At 70.1% G+C, this 20,217-nt stretch carries 20 protein-coding genes; 11 read left to right on the top strand and 9 right to left on the bottom strand.

Annotated features, from left to right (window positions below; genetic code table 11):
* Positions 1 to 62: 62 nt before the first annotated feature.
* Both F8566_RS25905 and F8566_RS52360 read left to right on the top strand, forming a co-directional pair.
* The gene (locus F8566_RS25905; RefSeq protein WP_151564310.1) at positions 63 to 671 is read left to right on the top strand and encodes a CGNR zinc finger domain-containing protein; all 609 of its coding nucleotides are present in this window, start codon (positions 63 to 65) and stop codon (positions 669 to 671) included.
* A 114-nt stretch (positions 672 to 785) separates the two neighbouring features.
* Positions 786 to 920 carry a hypothetical protein gene (locus F8566_RS52360; RefSeq protein ID WP_264159423.1) on the top strand — a complete coding sequence of 45 codons (135 nt, stop codon included), beginning with the start codon at positions 786 to 788 and terminating at the stop codon, positions 918 to 920.
* Positions 921 to 1,109: 189 nt separating this feature from the next.
* Here the strand turns inward: F8566_RS52360 and F8566_RS25900 are convergent, their stop codons facing one another.
* Entirely contained in the window at positions 1,110 to 1,997 is an 888-nt protein-coding gene (locus tag F8566_RS25900) for a thermonuclease family protein (RefSeq protein ID WP_151564309.1), read from the bottom strand.
* A 226-nt stretch (positions 1,998 to 2,223) separates the two neighbouring features.
* Between F8566_RS25900 and F8566_RS25895 the strand changes: the two genes are divergently transcribed.
* Positions 2,224 to 3,066, top strand: coding sequence for a GNAT family N-acetyltransferase (locus tag F8566_RS25895; protein WP_192809860.1), 843 nt, complete (start codon positions 2,224 to 2,226; stop codon positions 3,064 to 3,066).
* Between the two features lie 5 nt (positions 3,067 to 3,071).
* Here F8566_RS25895 and F8566_RS25890 read toward each other — a convergent pair whose 3' ends face one another.
* The gene (locus F8566_RS25890) at positions 3,072 to 3,515 is read right to left on the bottom strand and encodes a MarR family winged helix-turn-helix transcriptional regulator (RefSeq protein ID WP_225993525.1); all 444 of its coding nucleotides are present in this window, start codon (positions 3,513 to 3,515) and stop codon (positions 3,072 to 3,074) included.
* 68 nt (positions 3,516 to 3,583) lie between these two features.
* Between F8566_RS25890 and F8566_RS25885 the strand changes: the two genes are divergently transcribed.
* Positions 3,584 to 4,171, top strand: a complete 588-nt coding sequence (locus tag F8566_RS25885; protein WP_151564307.1) for a TIGR03086 family metal-binding protein — start codon at positions 3,584 to 3,586, stop codon at positions 4,169 to 4,171.
* A gap of 2 nt (positions 4,172 to 4,173) precedes the next feature.
* Here the strand turns inward: F8566_RS25885 and F8566_RS25880 are convergent, their stop codons facing one another.
* Complete coding sequence (locus tag F8566_RS25880; RefSeq protein WP_318836441.1) at positions 4,174 to 4,962, bottom strand: MBL fold metallo-hydrolase; 789 nt, start codon at positions 4,960 to 4,962, stop codon at positions 4,174 to 4,176.
* A gap of 95 nt (positions 4,963 to 5,057) precedes the next feature.
* Here F8566_RS25880 and F8566_RS25875 point away from each other — a divergent pair, with 95 nt between their 5' ends.
* Positions 5,058 to 5,492 (top strand): MarR family winged helix-turn-helix transcriptional regulator, encoded by a 435-nt coding sequence (locus tag F8566_RS25875; RefSeq protein ID WP_151564305.1) that lies wholly within the window; start codon positions 5,058 to 5,060, stop codon positions 5,490 to 5,492.
* A 108-nt stretch (positions 5,493 to 5,600) separates the two neighbouring features.
* Positions 5,601 to 7,235, top strand: coding sequence for a carboxylesterase/lipase family protein (locus F8566_RS25870; RefSeq protein ID WP_151564304.1), 1,635 nt, complete (start codon positions 5,601 to 5,603; stop codon positions 7,233 to 7,235).
* Between the two features lie 341 nt (positions 7,236 to 7,576).
* Here F8566_RS25870 and F8566_RS25865 read toward each other — a convergent pair whose 3' ends face one another.
* From F8566_RS25865 to F8566_RS25850, 4 genes are all read right to left on the bottom strand, one after another.
* Positions 7,577 to 7,828, bottom strand: a complete 252-nt coding sequence (locus F8566_RS25865; RefSeq protein ID WP_151564303.1) for a hypothetical protein — start codon at positions 7,826 to 7,828, stop codon at positions 7,577 to 7,579.
* Between the two features lie 69 nt (positions 7,829 to 7,897).
* The gene (locus F8566_RS25860; protein WP_151564302.1) at positions 7,898 to 8,941 is read right to left on the bottom strand and encodes a family 2 encapsulin nanocompartment cargo protein polyprenyl transferase; all 1,044 of its coding nucleotides are present in this window, start codon (positions 8,939 to 8,941) and stop codon (positions 7,898 to 7,900) included.
* A complete protein-coding gene (locus tag F8566_RS25855; RefSeq protein ID WP_225993538.1) occupies positions 8,938 to 10,308 on the bottom strand; it encodes a family 2B encapsulin nanocompartment shell protein in 1,371 nt (456 codons plus the stop codon). The genes F8566_RS25860 and F8566_RS25855 overlap by 4 nt, the downstream gene beginning before the upstream one ends.
* Positions 10,309 to 10,378: 70 nt before the next feature.
* Positions 10,379 to 11,767 (bottom strand): family 2B encapsulin nanocompartment shell protein, encoded by a 1,389-nt coding sequence (locus tag F8566_RS25850; RefSeq protein WP_225993523.1) that lies wholly within the window; start codon positions 11,765 to 11,767, stop codon positions 10,379 to 10,381.
* A 385-nt stretch (positions 11,768 to 12,152) separates the two neighbouring features.
* Here F8566_RS25850 and F8566_RS25845 point away from each other — a divergent pair, with 385 nt between their 5' ends.
* The gene (locus tag F8566_RS25845) at positions 12,153 to 13,082 is read left to right on the top strand and encodes a hypothetical protein (protein ID WP_151564301.1); all 930 of its coding nucleotides are present in this window, start codon (positions 12,153 to 12,155) and stop codon (positions 13,080 to 13,082) included.
* Between the two features lie 39 nt (positions 13,083 to 13,121).
* Here F8566_RS25845 and F8566_RS25840 read toward each other — a convergent pair whose 3' ends face one another.
* Positions 13,122 to 13,883, bottom strand: a complete 762-nt coding sequence (locus F8566_RS25840) for a hypothetical protein (protein ID WP_151564300.1) — start codon at positions 13,881 to 13,883, stop codon at positions 13,122 to 13,124.
* Between the two features lie 329 nt (positions 13,884 to 14,212).
* On the opposite strand from F8566_RS25840, the gene lpdA reads away from it, so the two are divergent.
* From lpdA to F8566_RS25825, 3 genes are all read left to right on the top strand, one after another.
* On the top strand, positions 14,213 to 15,616 hold the full coding sequence (gene lpdA / locus F8566_RS25835; RefSeq protein ID WP_151564298.1) for a dihydrolipoyl dehydrogenase: 1,404 nt from the start codon (positions 14,213 to 14,215) through the stop codon (positions 15,614 to 15,616).
* A gap of 247 nt (positions 15,617 to 15,863) precedes the next feature.
* Positions 15,864 to 16,739: a dimethylargininase gene (gene ddaH, locus F8566_RS25830; RefSeq protein ID WP_151564297.1), complete on the top strand. Its 876-nt coding sequence runs from the start codon at positions 15,864 to 15,866 to the stop codon at positions 16,737 to 16,739.
* 34 nt (positions 16,740 to 16,773) lie between these two features.
* On the top strand, positions 16,774 to 17,790 hold the full coding sequence (locus tag F8566_RS25825) for a transcriptional regulator (RefSeq protein WP_151564295.1): 1,017 nt from the start codon (positions 16,774 to 16,776) through the stop codon (positions 17,788 to 17,790).
* Here the strand turns inward: F8566_RS25825 and F8566_RS25820 are convergent.
* Positions 17,777 to 19,273: a WS/DGAT/MGAT family O-acyltransferase gene (locus tag F8566_RS25820; RefSeq protein ID WP_151564293.1), complete on the bottom strand. Its 1,497-nt coding sequence runs from the start codon at positions 19,271 to 19,273 to the stop codon at positions 17,777 to 17,779. The two genes, F8566_RS25825 and F8566_RS25820, sit on opposite strands and share 14 nt — an antisense overlap.
* A 262-nt stretch (positions 19,274 to 19,535) precedes the next feature.
* Between F8566_RS25820 and F8566_RS25815 the strand changes: the two genes are divergently transcribed.
* Positions 19,536 to 20,213: a uracil-DNA glycosylase gene (locus F8566_RS25815; protein ID WP_151564291.1), complete on the top strand. Its 678-nt coding sequence runs from the start codon at positions 19,536 to 19,538 to the stop codon at positions 20,211 to 20,213.
* Positions 20,214 to 20,217: the final 4 nt, after the last annotated feature.

Here is a 20,217-nt window from a genome sequence, read left to right as displayed (position 1 = left end):
TGATGCATTAGTTTTACTCGTCCATATCTAATGCGTCAATCCCTGCATGTAGCATTAGGGCCATGAGCGACACGACGCCGCTGACCGGCGAGCCGCTGGCGCTGGACCTGGTCAACACCCGGCCGTCCACCGGCGACCTGCTCGACACCCCCGCGCGGCTGAAGGCCTGGCTCGCACTTCAGGCCGGCCGGCTCCCTGCGGAGGAGACGGAGGCGGAGATCACCGACGCGGACGTCGCCGCCGTTCAGGCCGTACGGGAGCAGATCACAGCCGCCGTGCACGCCGTCCTGCACGATGAGGCTCCGCCGGCCAAGGCGCTGCGAAGTCTGAACGACGCGCAACGCGCGGCCCCCGCCGTACGGGAGCTGTCATGGAACGGGGCCGGAGTCGTCGCCATGCCACGCCGTGAAGGCCCTCCGGGCACCCGGCTGGCAGCGATCCTGGCCGAGGCGGCCGCGGACCTGCTGACCGATCCCGCGCTGGGCAAGGTCCGCCAGTGCGAGGCAGAGGACTGCGTGATGGTCTTCCTGCCCGCCCACCCGCGCCGCCGCTGGTGCTCCCCCGCCCGATGCGGCAACCGCGCGCGCGTCGCCCGCTACTACCGGCGGCACAAGCCCGGCGAGCCGGCCGGCGGACACCAACATGATCAAGCCAGTGATCAAGAGGTATAGACCATGTTGGAACTGGGGCGGGGTATCAGAGAAGATCTCTCCCTACCGCGGCGTGACAGCCGCTTTGGGATTTCTTCGGCCGCGCAGGCCGCCCGCAGGAGGACAACACCGAAGATGAGCGACTCTCTGGCCAACCCCCGCCGTACCCAGCTCGACGCCTGGCCCTCCCGGCCGGTGGACCAGGAACCGGCGCAGGACGACCAGTCCACCGGAACCGTCACGGCCAAGCCCGAAGGCGACCCAGAGTAATCACAGGCGACTCAGAACGATCAGGTGTTCCTGAAGCCCGTCCGGTTCGTCACCGGACGGGCTTCAGTCGTTCCAACTGCAGGCACTCATTTGCGATTGACCTTCAGTGACGTGACACGCATCGCCACTGACATCACGCAGAGTAGCGAAATGATCGACAGAATGCACGTCCGGCAGCAAGGGCCCGGGCTAGTCGGGCAGCTTGAGGTCTTCGCGTGCCTGGTTGAGGTCGTCCTTCCAGATCCACAGGCGGCGGGAGGGCGGCACCTCGTGGTAGCCGAACTCCCCGACCACGCGCAGGTCCCGCAGGTCGACGCAGATCCGCTGGTACGCGTCCGCCACGGCGGCCTTGGGATCCGCGAGCTTCCGGTCTCCGAGCTTGATGCAGGCGCGGTACTCGTACGCCAGCAGCAGGTTCTCGCCGAACTCGGCCCACGCGCCGCGCCGTTCGTTCCACGCGGTCTCCGCGTCCTGGACGAGCAGCTTCAGGTCCGGGTCGCGCGGCAGGGACGGGTAGACGAGGAACATCGCACCCCAGCCCGCGGCGACCATGTCCAGGTTGAACGTGCGCCGGTCGGGGTGGTCGCGCGGCGGCAGCGGATCTCCGTCTCCGTCGAACCACGGCGCGAGATACGCCAGCAGCCGCCCGTACCGGTCGATGAGCTCACCGGTGGGGATCACGGCGGTCCGGCGACGGGTGCCGCCCGGCTTGGTGAGCCTGCGTTCCTGCAGCGCCTCGAAGAACACGGTGGCCCGGTTGCCCGCGGCGATGTGCCGTTCGGCCGCGTCGGCGGTCAGCCGCGACAGGAGATGATCCCGCAGGCCCTCCGGTATCAGGTCGTCGAACGTGCCGTCGGTGAGCCGCGTTCGTGTCCGGTCGAGCTTGAGCTGGGCGGTCGTCGGCAGCCCGGCGTATCCCGCCTTCTCCGGGGTGTCGACCGACACCATGCGGATCGGCTGCTCCACCACCGGGGTGTCGCCGTCGGACGTGCGGATGAGCCGCCGGGGCACGGCCGGCCGGATGACACGAGGAAAGTCGAAAGCGAGCATGTCCACCCCCTGGGGACGATGACCCATCACCCTCAGTGTTGCACCATTTACCCGACTCACCCCGATATTGACCGAATGAGGGCATTAGTCCAACGCGCCCCTGCTCGCCGCGAAGGCGGTTCACGGCCATCGACATGATCGTCCGTTTCCTGATCACCCGGGATAGGGTCGTGACGATCAGCGCGGGAGAGTGGTGCACCGCTGCGAGCGGAAACAGGTGGATCCTGGGGGCGAACGACTGATGCTGCGCGACATGCAAGAGCTGACCCGGCGTCTCTGGCCCTCCCGCTGGCACATCGGCGACATGGCCTGGATGTGGTTCCAGCACACCGGACGTGAGTCGGAGCGGCGCACCGCCCTGTGGGAACGAGGAGGACAGACGGTCGCCTGGGCCTGGGCGAACCTCCCCAACGGCACGCTCGACCTCCAGCTCGACCCGGCCCACCCCGAGCTGGCGGACGAGATCCTGGCATGGTTCGCCGAGACCGGTGGCCAGTCGGTCACGGTCCTGGAGGACGAAACGGCCATGATCGAAGCCCTTCGCCGCCACGGTTACCGCGAGTGGACCGAGGGGCCCTTCTTCATCCACCTCTCCCGCTCTCTCGCCGACCCGCTGCCCGAACCCGCGGTGCCCGGCGGCTACACGCTCCGCCCCGTACGGTCAGAGGACGACGCCGAGGCCCGCGCGGCCGTGCACCGCGCCGCGTTCACCCTGCCCGGCGGGCCACCCTCCAGGGTCACCACCGAGAGCTACCGCGCCATCATGCGTGCCTGGCCCTACCGGTCCGAACTCGACTGGTTCGTGACGGCACCCGACGGCACGCCCGCCGCGTCCTGCCTGGTCTGGCTGGACGAACGCAACAAGATCGCCATCCTCGAGCCGGTCGGCACCGATCCCGGCCACCGCCGGCTCGGGCTCGCGAGCGCCGCCATCCTCGGGGCCCTCCGCACCGCCCGCGACCTGGGCGCCGAGAACGCGCGCGTCTGCGCCCGCGGCGACGACGCCTATCCGTCAGCCCGTGCGACCTACATGTCGGTGGGATTCCGCCCGTACGCACGCAACCGCACCTTCGTCCTCCCCGAGGCCACGCCCTAGCCTCTTCACGGCTCGCGGAGGATCTCTTCGCGCGGGATGGCGTGGAGGGTCTGCAGGGCCCGGAGGAAGGCCTGGCGTTCACCTTCGGGCAGGCGTTCGAGGAGCCGGTTCTCGCGTTCCTGAATCCCGGCGCGGACCGCGTCACGCACGCGCCGGCCCTCCGGCGTCAGGGAGAGCAGGTGAGCCCGCCGGTCGGCCGGGTCGGGTTCGCGGCGGATCAGCCCGCGTTCTTGCAGGCCGTCCAGAACGCCGATGATGCGGGTCTTGTCGGCGCCGATGGCCTGGGCGAGCGCGCTCTGGTTGCGAACGGGGCGTTCGTCCAGGGCGTGCAGCACCACGTACGCCCACATCGACAGATCATGGGCCGCCAGCACCGGTTCCTCGGCCGCCATCAGAGTGCGACCGAGCGGAACCATCATCGCCGCCAGGTCGGGCCGTTCATCGCTCACGGCATAAAGATACGCGCCCGTAAATAATAAGCTTGTGCCTACGATAGGCGTGTGCGTATGATCTGGTCATGACAGACATCCGGGAGCTCGACCGCCAGGCGGTGCTGACCAGCGTGGACATCGTCTCCACGCTGACCGCCCCCGACCTCGACCGCCCCACGCCGTGCGAGGGCTGGACGGTGCGCGACCTGCTCGCGCACATGACCGTCCAGCACCACGGCTTCGCGGCGGCCTCACACGGCGAGGGCGGCGACCTCGCCGTGTGGGCCGTCCAGCCGCTCGCCGACGACCCGGTGAAGGCCTACGCCGAAGCCGCCGAAACGGTCATCGCCGCCTTCGCCGAGCCGGGCGCGCTCGACCGCACGTTCACGCTCGCCGAGTTCGGAGGCCAAGCCTTCCCCGCTCCGATGGCGATGAGCTTCCACTTCATCGACTACGTCGTTCACGGCTGGGACATGGCCCGCGCGCTCGGCCGGCCCTTCGAACTCGCCGAGGAGCTGGCCGACACCGCTCTGGAAATCGCGCTCGCGGTCCCGGACGACGAGCGGTTCCGCAAGCCCGGCGCCGCCTTCCGGCCTGCCCTTCCCACCAGCGGTGAGACCCCGCTCGACCGGATCCTCACGCACCTGGGCCGCTCCCCCGCCTGGCCCGCCTGACCTCACTCGGGTTCCGGCACCCACACGGCACGTTCACCATCGCGGCGGACACGGCCGAAAACGACGTCGGCGAAGTGCCCGCCGAAGCCGATCGTGTCCGGCGCGTCCGCGAGTTCGGCGACGAGACCACGGCGGAACGCGGCGGAACGGGCGGAGTCGAGGTCAGGGGCGGCGGACAGCTCCGGATGGCCGACCTGGGCGGGGGTGTGCAGTGCGTCGCCGAACGCGAGGAGCCGCTGCCCGCCCGAGGTGATGCTGTACGCGGCGTGCCCGGCGGTGTGGCCGGGGATCAGCCGCACCCGTACCCCCGGAAAGATCTCCTCGCCGTCCGTGGTCGTCCGCACCTGGGGTGCCATCGCCTTCAGGATCTCGGGACCGGTGCCCTGCTCGGCGGCGAGTTCGGGAGCACCCCACTCCGGTTCGGTGATGAGGATGTCCGCCTTGGCGAAGGGAGGCCGGCCTTCGTCTTCGGCGTCCCGCCAGAGCCAGCCAAGGTGATCGATGTGCAGGTGGGTGATGGCCACGGCCTCGATGTCGTCCGGCGTGCGGCCCAGCGTGGCGAGGTTGTCGAGCAGCGCCCCGCCCCTGATCGCGCCGTGGGCGTTGCCGGGCTCCGCCGAGAACGACCGCGGGCCGAACCCTGCGTCGATCAGCAGCGCCCGGTCGCCGTGCTCGACCAGGAGCCCGCCGATGCTCGCGATCAGGTCGCCGGCATCGTCGACATATTCGGCGTTCGCCGCCCAGAACTCCGCAGTGGAGCTGGGCAGCCAGCGCAACGCGTTCAAGCGCACGACCCCGTCGGGGACATAGCTGACCTTGAGCTCACCGAGCTGGATGGACCGGAGTTCACCTTCGCGCGTGGTCCGGGATGTCGCAGGATCGAGCCATGACCTCCGCCGAAGACGAGCTCGTGATCGCCGAACGCCAGCTGTGCGGGCTGGTGAACGGGCTGTCCCGGCAGATCGAGGAGCACGTCCGGGTCCGCGCCACCAAGCTGGACCTGACCGGGCCGCAGGCCACCGCGCTCCGCGAGCTGACCGGCCCGATGACCATGCGGGAGCTCGCCGAGCGCATGAGCTGCGAGCCGTCGAACGCGACGTTCGTCATCGACAAGCTCGAAAAGCGCGGTCTGGTCGAGCGCCGCGCGCACCCGAGCGACCGCCGCGCCAAGCAGCTCGTTCTCACGCCCGAGGGCGAGGCGCTCCGCGAGCGGCTCCTGGAGTTGCTCACTCAGGAGTCGCCTCTCGCCGGCCTGTCCCAGGAGGAGCAGGGCACCCTGCGCGACCTGCTCCTTCGTGCCGTGCCGGGCGGCGGTCACTGACACAGGGGTAGGGGAAAGCCCACTCGCGCTCTAGAGAAAGGCCCAGTGAGCGCGGGGCGGCGCACCGGAATCGTTGGAGCCAGGCCACTCCAACGAAAAGAGAGCGTCATGGGCAGCAGCAGGAGCAAGGGGCGGGCGCTGGGTGCGGCGCTCGCCGTGACGGCCGGAGCCGGGTTGATCGCGACCGGGTTGACCGGGTCGGCGTCGGCGGCGGGCGGGCCGGTGGTCGTGACCGACAAGGGCGCGGTGCGCGGCAAGGTGACCAAGGGCGTCCGGGAGTTCGAGGGGATCCCGTACGCGGCGCCGCCGGTGGGCGAGTACCGGTGGGGATCGCCACGACCGGCCCAGGCGTGGGGCGGTGTGCGCGACGCGACGAGACCCGGTGCCTCGTGCGCGCAGAACGAGGGGATCTTCGGCGAGAAGCGCAGTGTCAGCGAGGACTGCCTGTTCGTCAACGTCACGAGCCCGCGGCGGGCCGGGAGGCTGCCGGTCATGGTGTGGATCCACGGCAGCGGTTTCCGGAACGGCTCGGGCGCGCTCTATCGGCCGTACGACCTGGTGAAACGCGGCGACGTGGTCGTGGTGACGGTCAACTACCGGCTCGGGATCTTCGGGTTCCTCGGTCATCCGGCGCTCGACGGGGGGACGGCGACGAAGCGTTCGGGCAACTTCGGGCTGGAGGACCAGCAGGCCGCGCTCCGCTGGGTCCAGCGCAACGCCACCGCGTTCGGCGGCGACCCGCGGAACGTCACCGTCTTCGGCGAGTCGGCGGGCGGTGTCAGTGCCTGCTCGCAGCTGACCTCCCCGGCCGCCGCCGGGCTCTTCCAGCGGGCGATCGTGCAGAGCGGGCCCTGCACGGTCAGGAACTGGCCCGACTGGGACGGCACGGTCGAGCCGACAGGCGCCTGGCTGCCGCGCCCGCGCCCGATGGCGGAGAAGCGGGGTCTGTCGGTGGCCGCCGAACTCGGCTGCGCCGAGCCGGCCACGGCGGCGGCGTGCCTGCGCGATCTCCCGGCCGAGACGGTGCTGAAGAAGTCGGAGTACGGGTTCGCACCGGTGTACGGGGGCGGCGGCGTCCTGCCCTTGTCACCGGCGGAGGCGATGGCCACCGGGCGGTTCAACAAGGTCCCGGTGATGCACGGCATGACACGACACGAGTACCGGACGTTCGAGGCGGCGCAGCAGATCTACGGGGTGCCTCCGATCAAGGACGAGGCCGAGTACGCCCGCCGGATCGTCGCCTACGTCGGCAAGGAGAAGGCGCCGAAGGTGCTGGCGCGCTACCCCGCCGCGAACTACGGCTCGTTCAGCGAAGCCTGGTCCGCCGTCGTCACCGACGCCAACTTCGCCCGCTCGATGAGCGACGTCAGCCGGACCCTCGCCGGGCAGGTGCCCACGTACGCCTACGAGTTCGCCGACGACAAGGCCCCCTGGGTGGCGAACTCCCCGCAGCCGTCCTTCCCCGTCGGCGCGTTCCACGCGGCCGAGCTGCAGTACCAGTTCGACACCGACTACTTCGCCGGGCGCCGGCTCTCTCCCTCGCAGGAACGACTCGCCGACCAGATGACCCGCTACTGGACGCGCTTCGCCCGGACCGGCGACCCGAACGGCCCCGGCTCGCCGCGCTGGCGTCCGACCAGCGGCGACACCGCGCAGAGCCTGGCGCCCGGCAGGGGTGGCGTGCGGCCGATGGACTTCGCGGGCGACCACGGCTACGAGTTCTGGCGGTCGGTCTACAGCTGAGGAGGTACGGCCCGGCGTGAGGACTGCGCCGAAAGACCGAGGCCGAGTGCCGCCCCTGGACCGATGTACGACGGGCCGGGGGCGGTCATCGTTGGTTCAGGCGAAATCAACCGATGCATCCGTACCAGTACTAGCGAACGTCGAGCGTGCCGGGGAACACCGAGCGCACCAGGGAACATCGAGAGGGGAACGCCATGAAGGACCAGGGCCAGAGCCGCGTTCAGATCCGTCGACGCCCCGGCACCCGCCGCCACCGTCACGACACGCTCGACTTGCGAACACCTTCGGGGCGCAGGCTGCCCTTTTGAGACTGTCTTTTGAGACAGCCCGGCCCTGGCCCATCACGGCCACCGGTAGTCGGATCCCTTGGAGGGAACGTGATAGGGCAGGTAGCACATGGTCGTCACATGCTCGTCCTTGCAGGTCAGGCATAGGTAGGTGCGGTGCCCCCGCAGTCCCCGGCCCTGCCCGGCACACGGCGGGCAGGTGCAGGGGGACCAGCCGACGATGACGCGCCCCGCCTCCAGCCGATGCCCCTGCGGGCACAGGAACGGCACGTGATCGCGGGTGTGCCCCGCCCGTTCGGTCTGCACGATCCGACTCTACTCGAACAGATGATCGAGAAGAATCCCCGCCACCGTGGACGCCCGGGCATGCCGGCGTCAGTGGTCGCGGTGGGTCACCAGGTGCGCGAGGGAGCGGAGTTCGGCGCCCGCCTGGAGGACGGGGACGGCGGCGTCCAGTTCGGTGAGGGCCTCGGCGAGGGCCTTCTCGGCCCGGCGGACCGTCCAGGACCGGCCGCCCGCGACCTCGATCAGACCCGCGGCGAGGGCGGCCTCGTCCTCGGTCAGGGGGCGGCTCCGGTGGTAGAGCGCGGACAGCTCGGCGCCGGCGGGGGTGCCGGAGGTCAGCGCGGCGACGACGGGCAGGGACTTCTTGCGGTTGAAGAGGTCGGAGTAGACGGGTTTGCCGGTGACCGCCGGATCTCCCCAGATGCCGAGGAGGTCGTCGACGAGCTGGAAGGCCAGCCCGAGGCGTTCGCCGAAACGCCGCAGCCGGTCGACCTGGTCGGGTGTGCCCTCGCCGTAGGTGGCGCCGAGGGCACAGGCGGCGCCCAGGAGGGCGGCGGTCTTGCGCTCGGCCATGTCGACGCATTCGGGGAGGTCGACGTCGGCGCGGCGTTCGAAGTCCATGTCCCGGCTCTGCCCCTCCACGACCTGCACGATGGCCCGCGAGAGGTCGGCGACGGCGAGCAGGGAGGCGGGGTGGGCATCGGCGGCGAGGATCTCGAACGCGAACGCCAGCAGGGCGTCGCCGCCCAGTATGGCGAAGTTGGCGCCGAAGACCCGCCAGGCGGTCGCGCGGTGCCGCCGCGTGTGGTCGCCGTCCATCACGTCGTCGTGCAGGAGGGAGAAGTTGTGCGCCAGCTCGACCGCGAGAGCGGCCGGCATCGCGGTGGCCGCCGCGCCGCCGACCGCCTCGGCGGCGAGCAGGGTGAGCGCCGGCCGGATGGTCTTGCCGCCGCCCGACCGGATCGGTCTGCCCTCCTCGTCCTCCCAGCCGAAGTGGTAGGCGGCGATGCGCCGCATGCCGCCCGGCAGCTCCGCGATGGCGTCGCGGAGCGCGGGTTCGACCAGGCAACGGCTCCAGGCCAGCACCTCGGTCGCGCTCCGGGCGGACACGGTCTCCTCCTGTGCGGCGGTCATCGTCGTGCGATCTCCACGTTCTCGAGGACGCCGAGGGCGTCGGGGACCAGTACGGCTGCGGAGTAGTAGGCGCTGACCAGGTACGAGAGGATCGCCTTCTCGTTGATCCCGTTGAACCGGACGGACAGGCCGGGCCGGACCTCGTCCGGGATCCCGGTGCGGTGCAGCCCCACGACGCCGTTGTCCTGCTCGCCGGTGCGCATCGCCAGGATGGACGTGGTGCCGGTGGAGCTGATCGGCACCTTGTCGCTCGGCAGGAACGGCACGCCGCGCCAGGCGTGCACGCGCCGCCCGTCCACCTCGGTCGTGGCCGGGTAGACGCCGCGGCGGGTGCACTCGCGGCCGAACGCGGCGATGGTGCGGGGATGGGCGAGAAAGAGCTTCGTGCCCCGGCGCCGGCACAGCAGGTCGTCCATGTCGTCGGGAGTGGGCGGGCCGCCCCGGGTCTGGATGCGCTGCTTGAGATCGGCGTTGTGGAGGAGGCCGAACTCCCGGTTGTTGAGGAGCTCGTGCTCCTGCCGCTCGCGTACCGCCTCGATGGTCAGCCGGAGCTGCTGCTCCAGCTGGTTCATCGGGCCGTTGTAGATGTCGGCGATGCGCGTGTGCACCCGCAGGAGGGTCTGGGTGAGGCTGAGCTCGTACTCCCTCGGCGCGGCCTCGTAGTCCACGAAGGTGCCCGGGAGCTCCGCCTCGCCCTCATGCCCGGCCGAAAGGTCGATCGACGCCTCGCCGTGCCGGTTGCTCGGGTGGACGGGAGCCGACCGGAACGCCTCCAGATGGGCGCTCAGCTTCTCGTTGCGCTCGATGAGCTCGCCCGCCGCCTCGAGGGACAGCGCCAGGACCGTGCACGGGGTGAGCGCCTTGAGCCCGAACTCCCAGTCGGCCGGCGGGTCCGCGCCGGGCGGATGCGCCAGCAGGTGGGCGCCCACGAAGTCGCCGCCGTCCAGCACCGCCAGCTCGGTGTCGCCGCCGAACTCCCCCGCCCCCAGCTTGGCGGCCTTGCCGTGCGCGATCAGGACGACCTCGTCCGCAGGCCGCCCGCCTTCGACGAGCAGATCCCCCGGCCGGTACTCGCGCTGGACGAACCGGTCGGCCAGCGCCTCCAGCGTCGCGTCGTCGTCCAGGCCGCGCAACGGCGGCAGCTCCCTCAGCTCCTGCGGGATCACCCGCACCTCGGCGCCATTGGCCACGAACGTCACCCGCCCGTCGCCGAGCTGGTAGGTCAGCCGGCGGTTGACCCGGTAGGCGCCCTTCGTCTGGACCCACGGGAGCATCCGCAGCAACCAGCGCGGCGAGATCTCCTGCATCTGCGGGACGGACTTGGTCGTCGTCGCGAGATTGCGCGCCGCCGCCGTACCGAGGCTCAGCGGGGCCTGCGTGGAATTCTGCGTGCGCGTGGAATTCTGCGTGCGCGCGGAATCCGGCGTGTCGGGGCCCTCAGGCACGGTCACCACCCTGGGCGATCTCGACGCTGTCCAGGATGCCGAGAGCGTCCGGGACCATGACGGCGGCGGAGTAGTAGGCGCTGACCAGGTACGAGATGATCGCCTTTTCGTCGATGCCCATGAACCGCACCGACAGGCTCGGCTGGAACTCGTCCGGGATGCCCGTCTGGTGCAGGCCGATCACGCCCTGCGCGGACTCGCCGGTGCGCATCAGCAGGATCGAGCTGGTCCGGGTCGGGCTGATCGGGATCTTGTTGCACGGGTAGATGGGCACGCCGCGCCAGGCCGGCAGCCGGTGGCCCTGCGTCTCGATCGAGTCCGGGTAGACGCCGCGGCTGCTGCACTCGCGGCCGAACGCGGCGATCGTCCGCGGATGGGCGAGGAAGAACGCCGGGTCCTTCCACACCATGGACAACAGCTCGTCCATGTCGTCGGGGGTGGGCGCGCCGGTGCGGGTGTGGATGCGCTGGGAGAGGTCGGCGTTGTGGAGGAGGCCGAACTCCCGGTTGTTGATGAGCTCGTGCTCCTGGCGCTCGCGCAGGGCCTCGATGGTCAGCCGGAGCTGCTGCTCGACCTGGTCCATCGGCTCGTTGTAGAGGTCGGCGACGCGCGAGTGCACTCGCAGGACGGTCTGCGCCACACTCAGCTCGTACTCGCGTGGCGCGCCCTCGTAGTCGACGTACGTCCCGGGCAGGTCGGGCTCGCCCGCGTGCCCGGACGCGACCTCGATGGCGGCCTCGCCGTGCGGGTTCTGGGCGCGTTCGGGCCGGCTGCGGAACTCCGCCAGGTGGGCCTGCAATTCGTCGGAGCGATCGGCCACCTCCCTGAATTGCGCCGCCGGCATGACCAGCAGCGTGCAGGCCGTGACCGCGCGCAGCGACTGGTCCCATTCCCGGCTGGAGTCGACCAGTGCCTCGTGGCCGAAAAACGAGCCGTTCGCGAGCACCCGCAGCACGGTCTCGTCACCGAATTCGCCCTGGCCGATCTCGTTGAGCTTGCCGTGCGCGACCAGGTAGACGCGGTCGACCGGCTGGCCCGCCTCGACGATCACGTCGCCGGGCCGGTACTCCCGCTGCTCGAACCGTCCGGCCAGCGCCGACAGCACCTCCTCGTCGTCGAAGCCGCGCAGCGCCGGCAGTTCGCCCAGCTCACGCGGGATGACCTGGATGTCGGCGCCGGTGTTGACGAACGTGACGCGCCCGTCCCCGACCGTGTAGGTCAGCCGCCGGTTGACGCGGTACGCGCCGCCGGACGCCTGCACCCACGGCAGGAGTTTCAGCAGCCAACGGGAGGAGATGCCTTGCATCTGGGGAACGGACTTGGTCGTCGTCGCGAGATTGCGCGCCGCGGCCGTACCGAGGCTCAGCTGCTGCTCAGTCACGATCCACACACCACCAATCGGTTTTTCGTGTCACCCGGGAGAAGCCGACTTCAGGAAATGAAAAAGTGAATGGAGGTACCCGAAAAGGGCGCCGGCATTTCCGGTCCGCAGCTCCTTTCATTAACTCGCCCTCACTCGGGAGCGAGATTACATAGCGTAGTCATATGATCGCAATATGAGACTAGGCTTACCTCGGCATTACCTTCTGCAACCGTTCCGCCACACTCCGACCGGGCGAGACGTCCGCGGACCCCGGTGTAGCGGCCGCTACACCGGTAGGCCGACCAGAGCCCGGACGGCTACACCCCCGGTCGCGGATGGGCGCTTTACGGTGACATCTCCGGCCTGATGTGGCGGCGATGATCGGCGGACCAGGGTGTTCCCCATGCGAACACTGATGACGACCGCCCTCGCCCTGACCCTCACGACCGCCGCCGTGGCTCTGCCAATGACCGGCACACTGTCGACCACGGGCACTGCAATGGCCGCCACCCTGGGGCCCGGCCAGGTCACTTCCGCAACACAGGCCGCTTCCCCGGCACAGGTCGCCGACATCGTTGTCAGCGCCGACGGTTTCACCGCCCCGGCCGCTGTCCGCGAGGGAGCCACCACGTTCCGCGTCAGCGCGAGCGACCCGGACGGTGCCTACATCGGGTTGGTCCGGCTCAGGCCAGGGGCGACCCTCGCGCGTTACCTCGACGACCTACAGCGCGCGTACGGCCAGAAGGACCCCGCAGCGGGCAAGGCCGTGGAACGCGACGTGGTGATGTACGGAGGTGCGGCGGTACTGCCCGGCACCCCCGTGTCCACCACCACGGTGTTGACCCCGGGCTCGTACTACCTGGTCGACTTCAAGGACGTCGGCCGGCCCGGTCTCGCGGACAAGGTCCGTCCATTGCGTGTGCTCCCCTCGGCCCGCCCCTCCGTGCGGCCACGGGCGGCGGCTCAGATCCTCCAGGTCGCCACTCCGGACGGTGCTCGCTTCCGTGTGCCCGCCAAGGTGCGTGGCGGGGCACCCATACGGGTGACCAACCTGTCGTCGCAGTTCAATGAGGCGATCCTGATGCCGGTCAAGCCGGGCACGACCCGGGCGGACATCGGCGCGTTCTTCGCCGCCATGGACCGTGGCGAACGCGCGCCGTACCCGTTCACCGGAGGTCCGCTCGGCACCGTACCGATGTCGCCGGGACGGTCCGCCGTCCTGTCCATCGATCTTCCGGCCGGGAACTACGCCCTGGTCACGTGGCTACCGGACTACCGCACCGGGCACATGCACGCGGCGCAGGGCATGTACGAGCTCATCACGGTCAGCTGACCGGCGCGGGCGCATCGGACGCCTGGCCCGAGACACGGGTCAGGCGTTCTTGCCTGGGGAGTTGCCCGGCGTCCTGGCCTTGGAACCGGCCGCCTTGCCGGTGCCCGTCTTGCCCCCGGCCCGGCCGGGCTTGGTGCCGCCCGGCTTGGGGCCGCCGGGCTTGGCACCGCCGGGCTTGGGGCCCACGGCCTTGGCGCCGCCGGTGCCCACGGTCTTGCCGGAGCCCTCGCCCGCCGAGCGGGCCTGCTCGACAAGAGCGTCGTCCAGCGGCTGGGTCTGGTTGACCGGCTGGACGTCGCTCGTGGGCTGAGTCTCGTTCGTGGGCTGAGTCTCGTTCGTGGGCTGAGTCTGGTCGGCTGGGCCGCCGGTCTCACCGGTCTCGGCGGCGTGGGAGTCGGTGGCGTCGGCGTGGGAGTCGGGGAGCTCCGGGAGTTGCTCCGTGCGCTGCGGGTCGTCCTCGGGCGGTTCCTCGGGGATGGCGACCAGCGCCTGGGTCACCTGCGACTCGCGCGTGATCACGCCGCTGCTGAGCACGATGTTGCGGTGCCGGAGCGCGCCGTTCTCCCGCAGCAGGTCGTCCACCTCGGCCCGCACCCGGGCGATGCGCTTGACCATGCGCATGTGCACCGCGAAGCCGCCGGCCGCGAGCCCGAGGATGAAGCCCGCCACGGGCAGTCCGATCGCCAGCGGCGCGAGCAGCGCCGCCGCCGCGGCGGCGATCAAGGTGACGACCACCGCAAGTGCGCCGAAGTGCTTCTCCGCCCAGTCCAGAGCCGCGTTGACGCGCTTGGGAATCCGCACTCGTCCCTCTCCTTGATCACCACGGCCCGGCCCGGACCGGCGGGGTCGGTATCGACATGGGCGGCGACACCGACATTGGTAGCGACGTGGCAACTAACGACGCGGGCGACTCAGATTGTTCCGGGAGGCGCCGAGGTCTCTGTCACTCCGCGCGTCTGTCGTATCCCAGTGGTAGCCGCCAGGAAGGACCTCAAACCATAACAGGCAGTCACAGGAACGTTCGAACGGAACCCCTCACCGTCACGCCCCGTACCTGCTACCGAACGGTATCGACCCGCAGGTAGGGGCGGGATGCGAGCACGCCCCGGCGCCGAATATCGTCATTGATTATGAGCACTCACTTTGACACCGTGGTCCTGGGCTCCGGCCCTGGTGGATATGTCGCTGCGATCCGGGCCGCGCAGCTCGGGCTGAAGACGGCGATCATCGAGGAGAAGTACTGGGGCGGCGTGTGTCTCAACGTCGGGTGCATCCCCTCGAAGGCACTGCTGAGGAACGCCGAGCTGGCGCACATCTTCACCACCGAACAGGAGAAGTACGGGATCAAGGTCGAGGGACAGGTCTCCTTCGACTACGGCAAGGCGTTCCAGCGCAGCCGTGAGGTGTCGGAGAAGCTCGTCAAGGGCGTGCAGTTCCTGATGAAGAAGAACAAGATCACGTCCTTCAACGGGCGTGGCACGTTCACCGACCCCAACACCCTGCAGGTGGCGAAGGAGGACGGCTCGACCGAGTCCGTCACGTTCGACTCCTGCATCATCGCCGCGGGCGCGCACACCAAGCTGCTGCCGGGCACCTCCCTTTCCGAGCGCGTCGTGACGTACGAGGAGCAGATCCTCAGCGCCGAGCTGCCGGGCAGCATCGTGATCGCGGGCGCCGGCGCGATCGGCGTCGAGTTCGCCTACGTGCTCCACAACTACGGCGTCAAGGTGACGATCGTCGAGTTCCTGGACCGGATGGTGCCGAACGAGGACGCCGACGTCTCCAAGGAGCTCGCCAAGCGTTACCGCAAGCTCGGCATCGACGTGCTGACCTCGACCCGGGTCGACGCCATCGACGACTCCGGCGACAAGGTCAAGGTGACCGTGACCGGCAAGGACGGCGCCCAGAATGTCCTGGAGGCCGACAAGGTGCTGCAGGCGATCGGGTTCGCGCCGAACGTGGAGGGCTACGGCCTGGAGAAGACCGGCGTGCGGCTGACCGAGCGCGGCGCCATCGACGTGGACGGCCGCGGCCGGACCTCGGTCCCGCACATCTTCGCCATCGGCGACGTGACCGCCAAGCTGATGCTGGCGCACGCGGCCGAGGCGATGGGCATCATCGCCGCCGAGACCATCGCCGAGGCTGAGACGATGGAGATCGAATTCGTCATGATCCCGCGCGCCACGTACTGCCAGCCGCAGATCGCCAGCTTCGGCTGGACCGAGGCGCAGGCCAGGGAGCAGGGCTTCGACGTCAAGGTCGCCAAGTTCCCCTACAGCGCGAACGGCAAGGCGCTGGGCATGGGCGAGGGCGACGGCTTCGTGAAGGTCATCAGCGACGCCAAGTACGGCGAGATCCTCGGCGCGCACATGATCGGCCCCGAGGTGACCGAGCTGCTGCCGGAGCTGACGCTGGCCCAGCAGTGGGACCTGACCGTGGAGGAGGTCGCGCGCAACGTGCACGCCCACCCCACGCTCGGCGAGGCCATGAAGGAGGCCGTGCACGGCCTGGCCGGCCACATGATCAACCTCTGACCACCGGCGAGGCCCCCGTTCTGGCGACGGAACGGGGGCTTCGGCGTTCCCGGGTCCCCTCGTCCCCGGGGATGTTCGCGGGCGCCGCTGTTTCGGGCGGATGAACGCGCAACGATTCGCTGAAACCAGCCTTGAAGAAGCAACAGAACACCAGGTCAGTGCAAGGTCGGCCTCTTGGTTGCACGGTCGTCACTTCCTAGGCTTTCGATCACCGATCACCCCTTGGGAAGCCTCTTCAGGAGAACGCATGACCGTGTCCCCGGCCATCGAGCCGACCGCTCCCACCACTGCCGGCGCCGTCCGGCAGATCCCGGCGCGGGAGGCCTTGCGGCGCCGTTACCTCATGTGCCGCCCGGAGCACTTCGCCGTCACGTACGCGATCAACCCGTGGATGGACCCCGCTGCGGGCGCCGACGCGGCGCGGGCGGTCGAGCAGTGGGAGGCACTGCGGTCGGCGTATCTCGCACTCGGCCACGAGGTCGAGCTGATCGACCCGCTCCCGGGTCTGCCCGACATGGTGTTCGCGGCGAACGGCGCGCTGGTGGTCGGCGGCCGGGTGTACGGGGCACGATTCACCCACGCCGAACGCGCGGCGGAGGGTCCGGCGTACGCGTCGTGGCTGCGCGCCAACGGGTTCCCCGAGCTGCTTGAGCCCACCCACACCAACGAGGGCGAAGGCGACTTCCTCACGCTCGACCACGTGATCCTGGCCGGCACCGGCTTCCGTACGGACCTGGCCGCCCACCAGGAGGCCCAGGAGTACCTCGGCAGGCCCGTGGTGACGCTGCGGCTGGTCGACCCGCGCTTCTACCACCTGGACACCGCCCTCTTCCCGCTCGACGGCGACAACGTCGCGTACTACCCCGGCGCCTTCTCTCCCGGGAGCCGCGCGGTGCTGGAGCGGCTGTTCCCGGACGCGATCATCGCCGACGAGCAGGACGCCGAGGTGCTGGGCCTCAACGCGGTCAGCGACGGCCTCAACGTCGTCGTCAACGCCGAGGCCACAGGGTTGATCAAGCTCCTGGACGAGCGCGGCCACCGTCCCGTCCCGGTGGACCTTTCGGAGTTGCGCAAGGCGGGCGGCGGCCCCAAGTGCTGCACCCTGGAGCTCCGCACGGCTTGATCGCGGAACTCATGAGGGCTCCTAGGCTGGGTCCATGTGGGTGGACGTGCGGAAGAGGCTGAACGCGAGCCGCGCCGAGCTGGGCGAGGTCGCCGTCGGCCTCTATCCGCAGGCGTGCAGGATCGGGTCGACCGCGCTGCTGACGAAGCCCGGCTGGGTCATGGCCGAGCCGGTCCCGCTGGATTCCGTACGGCTGGAGTGGGAGCCCGAACCGGAGCCGCCGGCCGTGGCCGACCCGGTGGAGGGGCTTCCCGAGGGCTTCCGGACGTACGCGGAGGCCATGGCCGCTCTCGCGCCACCGGCGGTCTTCGAGAACCGCCCGGCCTACCGGCTGCTCGACGCCGACAGGCAGGTGCTCCGCTTCGGCCCGGCGCATTACTTCGACGGAGTCAACGTGGGCGAGGCGGTGGCACACGAGCTGGCCGCGAACGTCGCGGACATTGCGAACGTCGCGGACATCGCGGAGCTGCCGTTGAGGGCGCGCGTAGGCGATCCGTGCGATCTCAGCCGCCGCACCACCCTGGTCGCGATCACGACGCTCACGATCCGGGACGGGGATCCGGCGTCGTACGTGCTGCACTGGCGTGACCCGGCGAAGGTCGCGCACGCGGGCGGGCTCCACCAGGTCATGCCGGTCGGGGTCTTCCAGCCGCTGGCCGACGCGGTGGGCGATCTCGATCTCTGGCGCTCCATGCAACGCGAGTACCGCGAGGAGTTCCTTGGAGGCGACGAGGTCCTCGACTGGCACGAGCCGGGATTCGCGTCGTTCGCCACGGCCTTCGACGCGGCCCGGGAGTCGGGGGCGGTGCGGCCCTACGCCCTCGGCCTCGGTGTGGACCCGCTGACGTTCGCCCTCGACCTGCTCACCGTGGTGGTCATCGAACCGCGGACGTTCGACCGGCTCTTCGGTGAGCTGGTCCGGGAGAACGACGAGGGCACGGTGTCGATGGCCTCGTTCGACGGGACGGTGCCGCAGCCGATGCAGCCGGCCGGTGCCGCCGCTCTCGAACTGGCGTGGCGGCACCGGCACGCGCTGCTCAGACGGGGCTGAGCTCCGGCTCCGGGATGACGACGGGCCTGGCGAGGTCCTTCAGCTCCGCCAGGGCGTCCGTGAGATGGTCGATGATCTCGGAGGGGGCCGGGACGAGGTCGCGGCAGGCCACTACGCCGACACAGACCCGGCCGTCGTACGAGAAGACGGTGATGTTGAGGCCGCCGCTCAGATCGGAGATCGCCGAGATCGGGTAGTAGCCGAGCACCTTGGTCCCGCACAGGTAGAGCGGGAACTGCGGGCCCGGCACGTTCGAGATGATCAGGTTGATCGGCCGCACGCTGACGTTGGGGACCGACTGCAGCGCCGGCAGGGCGCTCATCGCCAGCCGCGTGAGGGTGCCCGCCACCGGGGTCGGGATGATGCCGCTCAGCTCCTGCACCCAGTTGCCGGACGACGCCACGAACCGGCGCTTGACCAGGTCCATGTCCCTCCGCACGGCGGCGTAGCGTTCGGCGGGATCGGCCACGTGGACCGCCAGCGGCGCGGCCATCAGCGAGACCTGGTTGCCCGGGTCGCCGACGTCCTCACCCTTGCGAAGCGACACCGGCACCCCCACCGCGAGCGGCCGCTCGGGGAGCTCGCCGCGCTTGTCGAGCCACTGCCGCAGGGCGGTGGCGCAGAGGGCCATGACCACGTCGTTGACGCTGCCGCCCAGGACGCGGCGGATCTCCTTGACCTCCGCGAGCGGCAGGTCGCCGTAGGCCACCGAGCGGTGCCGCCCGATCGGCAGGTTGAACGAGGTGGGCGGCGCGCTCGTACGCGGCGCCCTGGGCACGTCGTCCCGCCGCAGCGCGCCCTGGACGACCTGCGTCATGAGGCCGACACCGGGGATCGCCGAGACGCCCGGGATCTCGTCGAGGTACGGGGCGGTCCGGGCCATCGACAGGGCACTGCGAACGGGGTACATCGCGGTCTTGAGGAGGCTGGTGCTGAGCATGCTCATCCGGCCGGGCGCGCGGGCGGGTTCGAGGTCGTCGGCAGGGAGGTCGCGCGGTTCCGGCGTGAGGTCGAGGAGGGCGGCGAGGGTCTCGGCGGCCATCACGCCGTCGATCGCCGCGTGATGGGCCTTGACGTAGACGGCCGTGCGGCCGCCCGACAATCCCTGGATGATGACCAGTTCCCAGAGGGGACGGTTCCGGTCCAGCGGTTGCTCGTGCAGGCGGCCCACCGCGTCCGCGAGCTGGTGGTCGTCGCCCGGGGCCGGCAGGGCGATCTCGAAGATGTGCCGGTGCGGGTCGAAGTCCGGGTCGTCCTCCCAGTACGGGCGGTCCAGGCCGAGGGGCACCTCCACCAGCCGCTGGCGCAGCGGCCGCGCGGCGAGGTGCGAACGGTCCCTGATCAGCTCGACCACGGCGTCGACGGTCAGCCGCCCACCGGGGCACGCGCTCGCGTCCACGATCCCCAGCCCGGCGATATGCACATGCGTGGTGCTCGTCTCCGCGTAGAGGAAGTTGGCGTCCATCGCGGTCAGCTGTGTCATGCTCGTCCGTCCCCATTCTGCTCTGCCTGCGCTGCCTCTCCCCCAAGGAGTTACGAAATACCGTGAAGTAGGTCAATGCGGGCTGTAAGGAAGTAACTGCGACTTAACAGGGCGTTTCACCGCCGTCATCAGCACGGCCCATTGGTGGAACGTTGGAAGCTTTCCCCACTTACCGTCCGCTTGTGGTCAATGACCTTCCATCATCTGGAACGGACTCCGTTCCGTGAACGTCATCAAGATCGCAGCACTAGGGTGGACGTCCATGACGGGACGACCACTCTCGGAGATCGTCGAGGCCGGCTGGGCGACGGCGCTGGAGCCCGTGGCCGACCGGATCGCCGCCGCGGGCGACTTCCTGCGCGGCGAGATCGCGGCAGGCCGCCGCTACCTCCCCGCCGGGGACCGCATCCTGCGGGCCTTCACCCAGCCCTTCGACGACGTGCGGGTGCTGATCGTCGGCCAGGACCCCTACCCCACCCCCGGGCACCCGGTCGGGCTCAGCTTCTCGGTGGCGCCCGACGTGCGGCCGCTGCCCGGCAGCCTCATCAACATCTACCGGGAGTACTGCGCCGACCTCGGCCACCCCGAGCCGTCCAACGGCGACCTGACCCCCTGGACCGAGCAGGGCGTGCTCCTGCTCAACAGGTCGCTGACCGTGGCGCCGCGCAAGCCCGGCTCGCACCGTGGCAAGGGCTGGGAGGAGGTCACCGAGCAGGCCATCCGTGCCCTCGCGGCCCGCGGCCGCCCGCTGGTGGCGATCCTGTGGGGCCGTGACGCCCGCAACCTCAAGCCCATGCTGGGCGCCGTCCCGTGCATCGAGTCCGCGCACCCGAGCCCGATGTCGGCCGACCGCGGCTTCTTCGGCTCCCGCCCGTTCAGCCGCGCCAACCAGCTCTTGGAGCAGCAGGGCGCCCCGCCGGTCGACTGGAAATTGCCTTAGCCCG

Origin of the sequence: Actinomadura rudentiformis, assembly GCF_008923185.1 — a bacterium.
In the GTDB taxonomy this organism is placed as follows: Bacteria; Actinomycetota; Actinomycetes; order Streptosporangiales; family Streptosporangiaceae; genus Spirillospora; species Spirillospora rudentiformis.
Note: the sequence above shows the minus strand (reverse complement) of the source record. Positions and strands in the feature narration are given on the sequence as shown.

Excerpts from the sequence above, each read along its gene's own strand:
- F8566_RS25845 (WP_151564301.1), top strand. The coding sequence starts at position 12,153 with ATGCGAACACTGATGACGACCGCCCTCGCCCTGACCCTCACGACCGCC.
- F8566_RS25825 (WP_151564295.1), top strand. The coding sequence starts at position 16,774 with ATGTGGGTGGACGTGCGGAAGAGGCTGAACGCGAGCCGCGCCGAGCTG.
- F8566_RS25905 (WP_151564310.1), top strand. The coding sequence starts at position 63 with ATGAGCGACACGACGCCGCTGACCGGCGAGCCGCTGGCGCTGGACCTG.
- F8566_RS25870 (WP_151564304.1), top strand. The coding sequence starts at position 5,601 with ATGGGCAGCAGCAGGAGCAAGGGGCGGGCGCTGGGTGCGGCGCTCGCC.
- F8566_RS52360 (WP_264159423.1), top strand. The coding sequence starts at position 786 with ATGAGCGACTCTCTGGCCAACCCCCGCCGTACCCAGCTCGACGCCTGG.
- F8566_RS25820 (WP_151564293.1), bottom strand. The coding sequence starts at position 19,273 with ATGACACAGCTGACCGCGATGGACGCCAACTTCCTCTACGCGGAGACG.
- F8566_RS25885 (WP_151564307.1), top strand. The coding sequence starts at position 3,584 with ATGACAGACATCCGGGAGCTCGACCGCCAGGCGGTGCTGACCAGCGTG.
- F8566_RS25900 (WP_151564309.1), bottom strand. The coding sequence starts at position 1,997 with ATGGGTCATCGTCCCCAGGGGGTGGACATGCTCGCTTTCGACTTTCCT.
- F8566_RS25815 (WP_151564291.1), top strand. The coding sequence starts at position 19,536 with ATGACGGGACGACCACTCTCGGAGATCGTCGAGGCCGGCTGGGCGACG.
- ddaH (WP_151564297.1), top strand. The coding sequence starts at position 15,864 with ATGACCGTGTCCCCGGCCATCGAGCCGACCGCTCCCACCACTGCCGGC.
- F8566_RS25895 (WP_192809860.1), top strand. The coding sequence starts at position 2,224 with ATGCAAGAGCTGACCCGGCGTCTCTGGCCCTCCCGCTGGCACATCGGC.
- F8566_RS25875 (WP_151564305.1), top strand. The coding sequence starts at position 5,058 with ATGACCTCCGCCGAAGACGAGCTCGTGATCGCCGAACGCCAGCTGTGC.
- F8566_RS25860 (WP_151564302.1), bottom strand. The coding sequence starts at position 8,941 with ATGACCGCCGCACAGGAGGAGACCGTGTCCGCCCGGAGCGCGACCGAG.
- lpdA (WP_151564298.1), top strand. The coding sequence starts at position 14,213 with ATGAGCACTCACTTTGACACCGTGGTCCTGGGCTCCGGCCCTGGTGGA.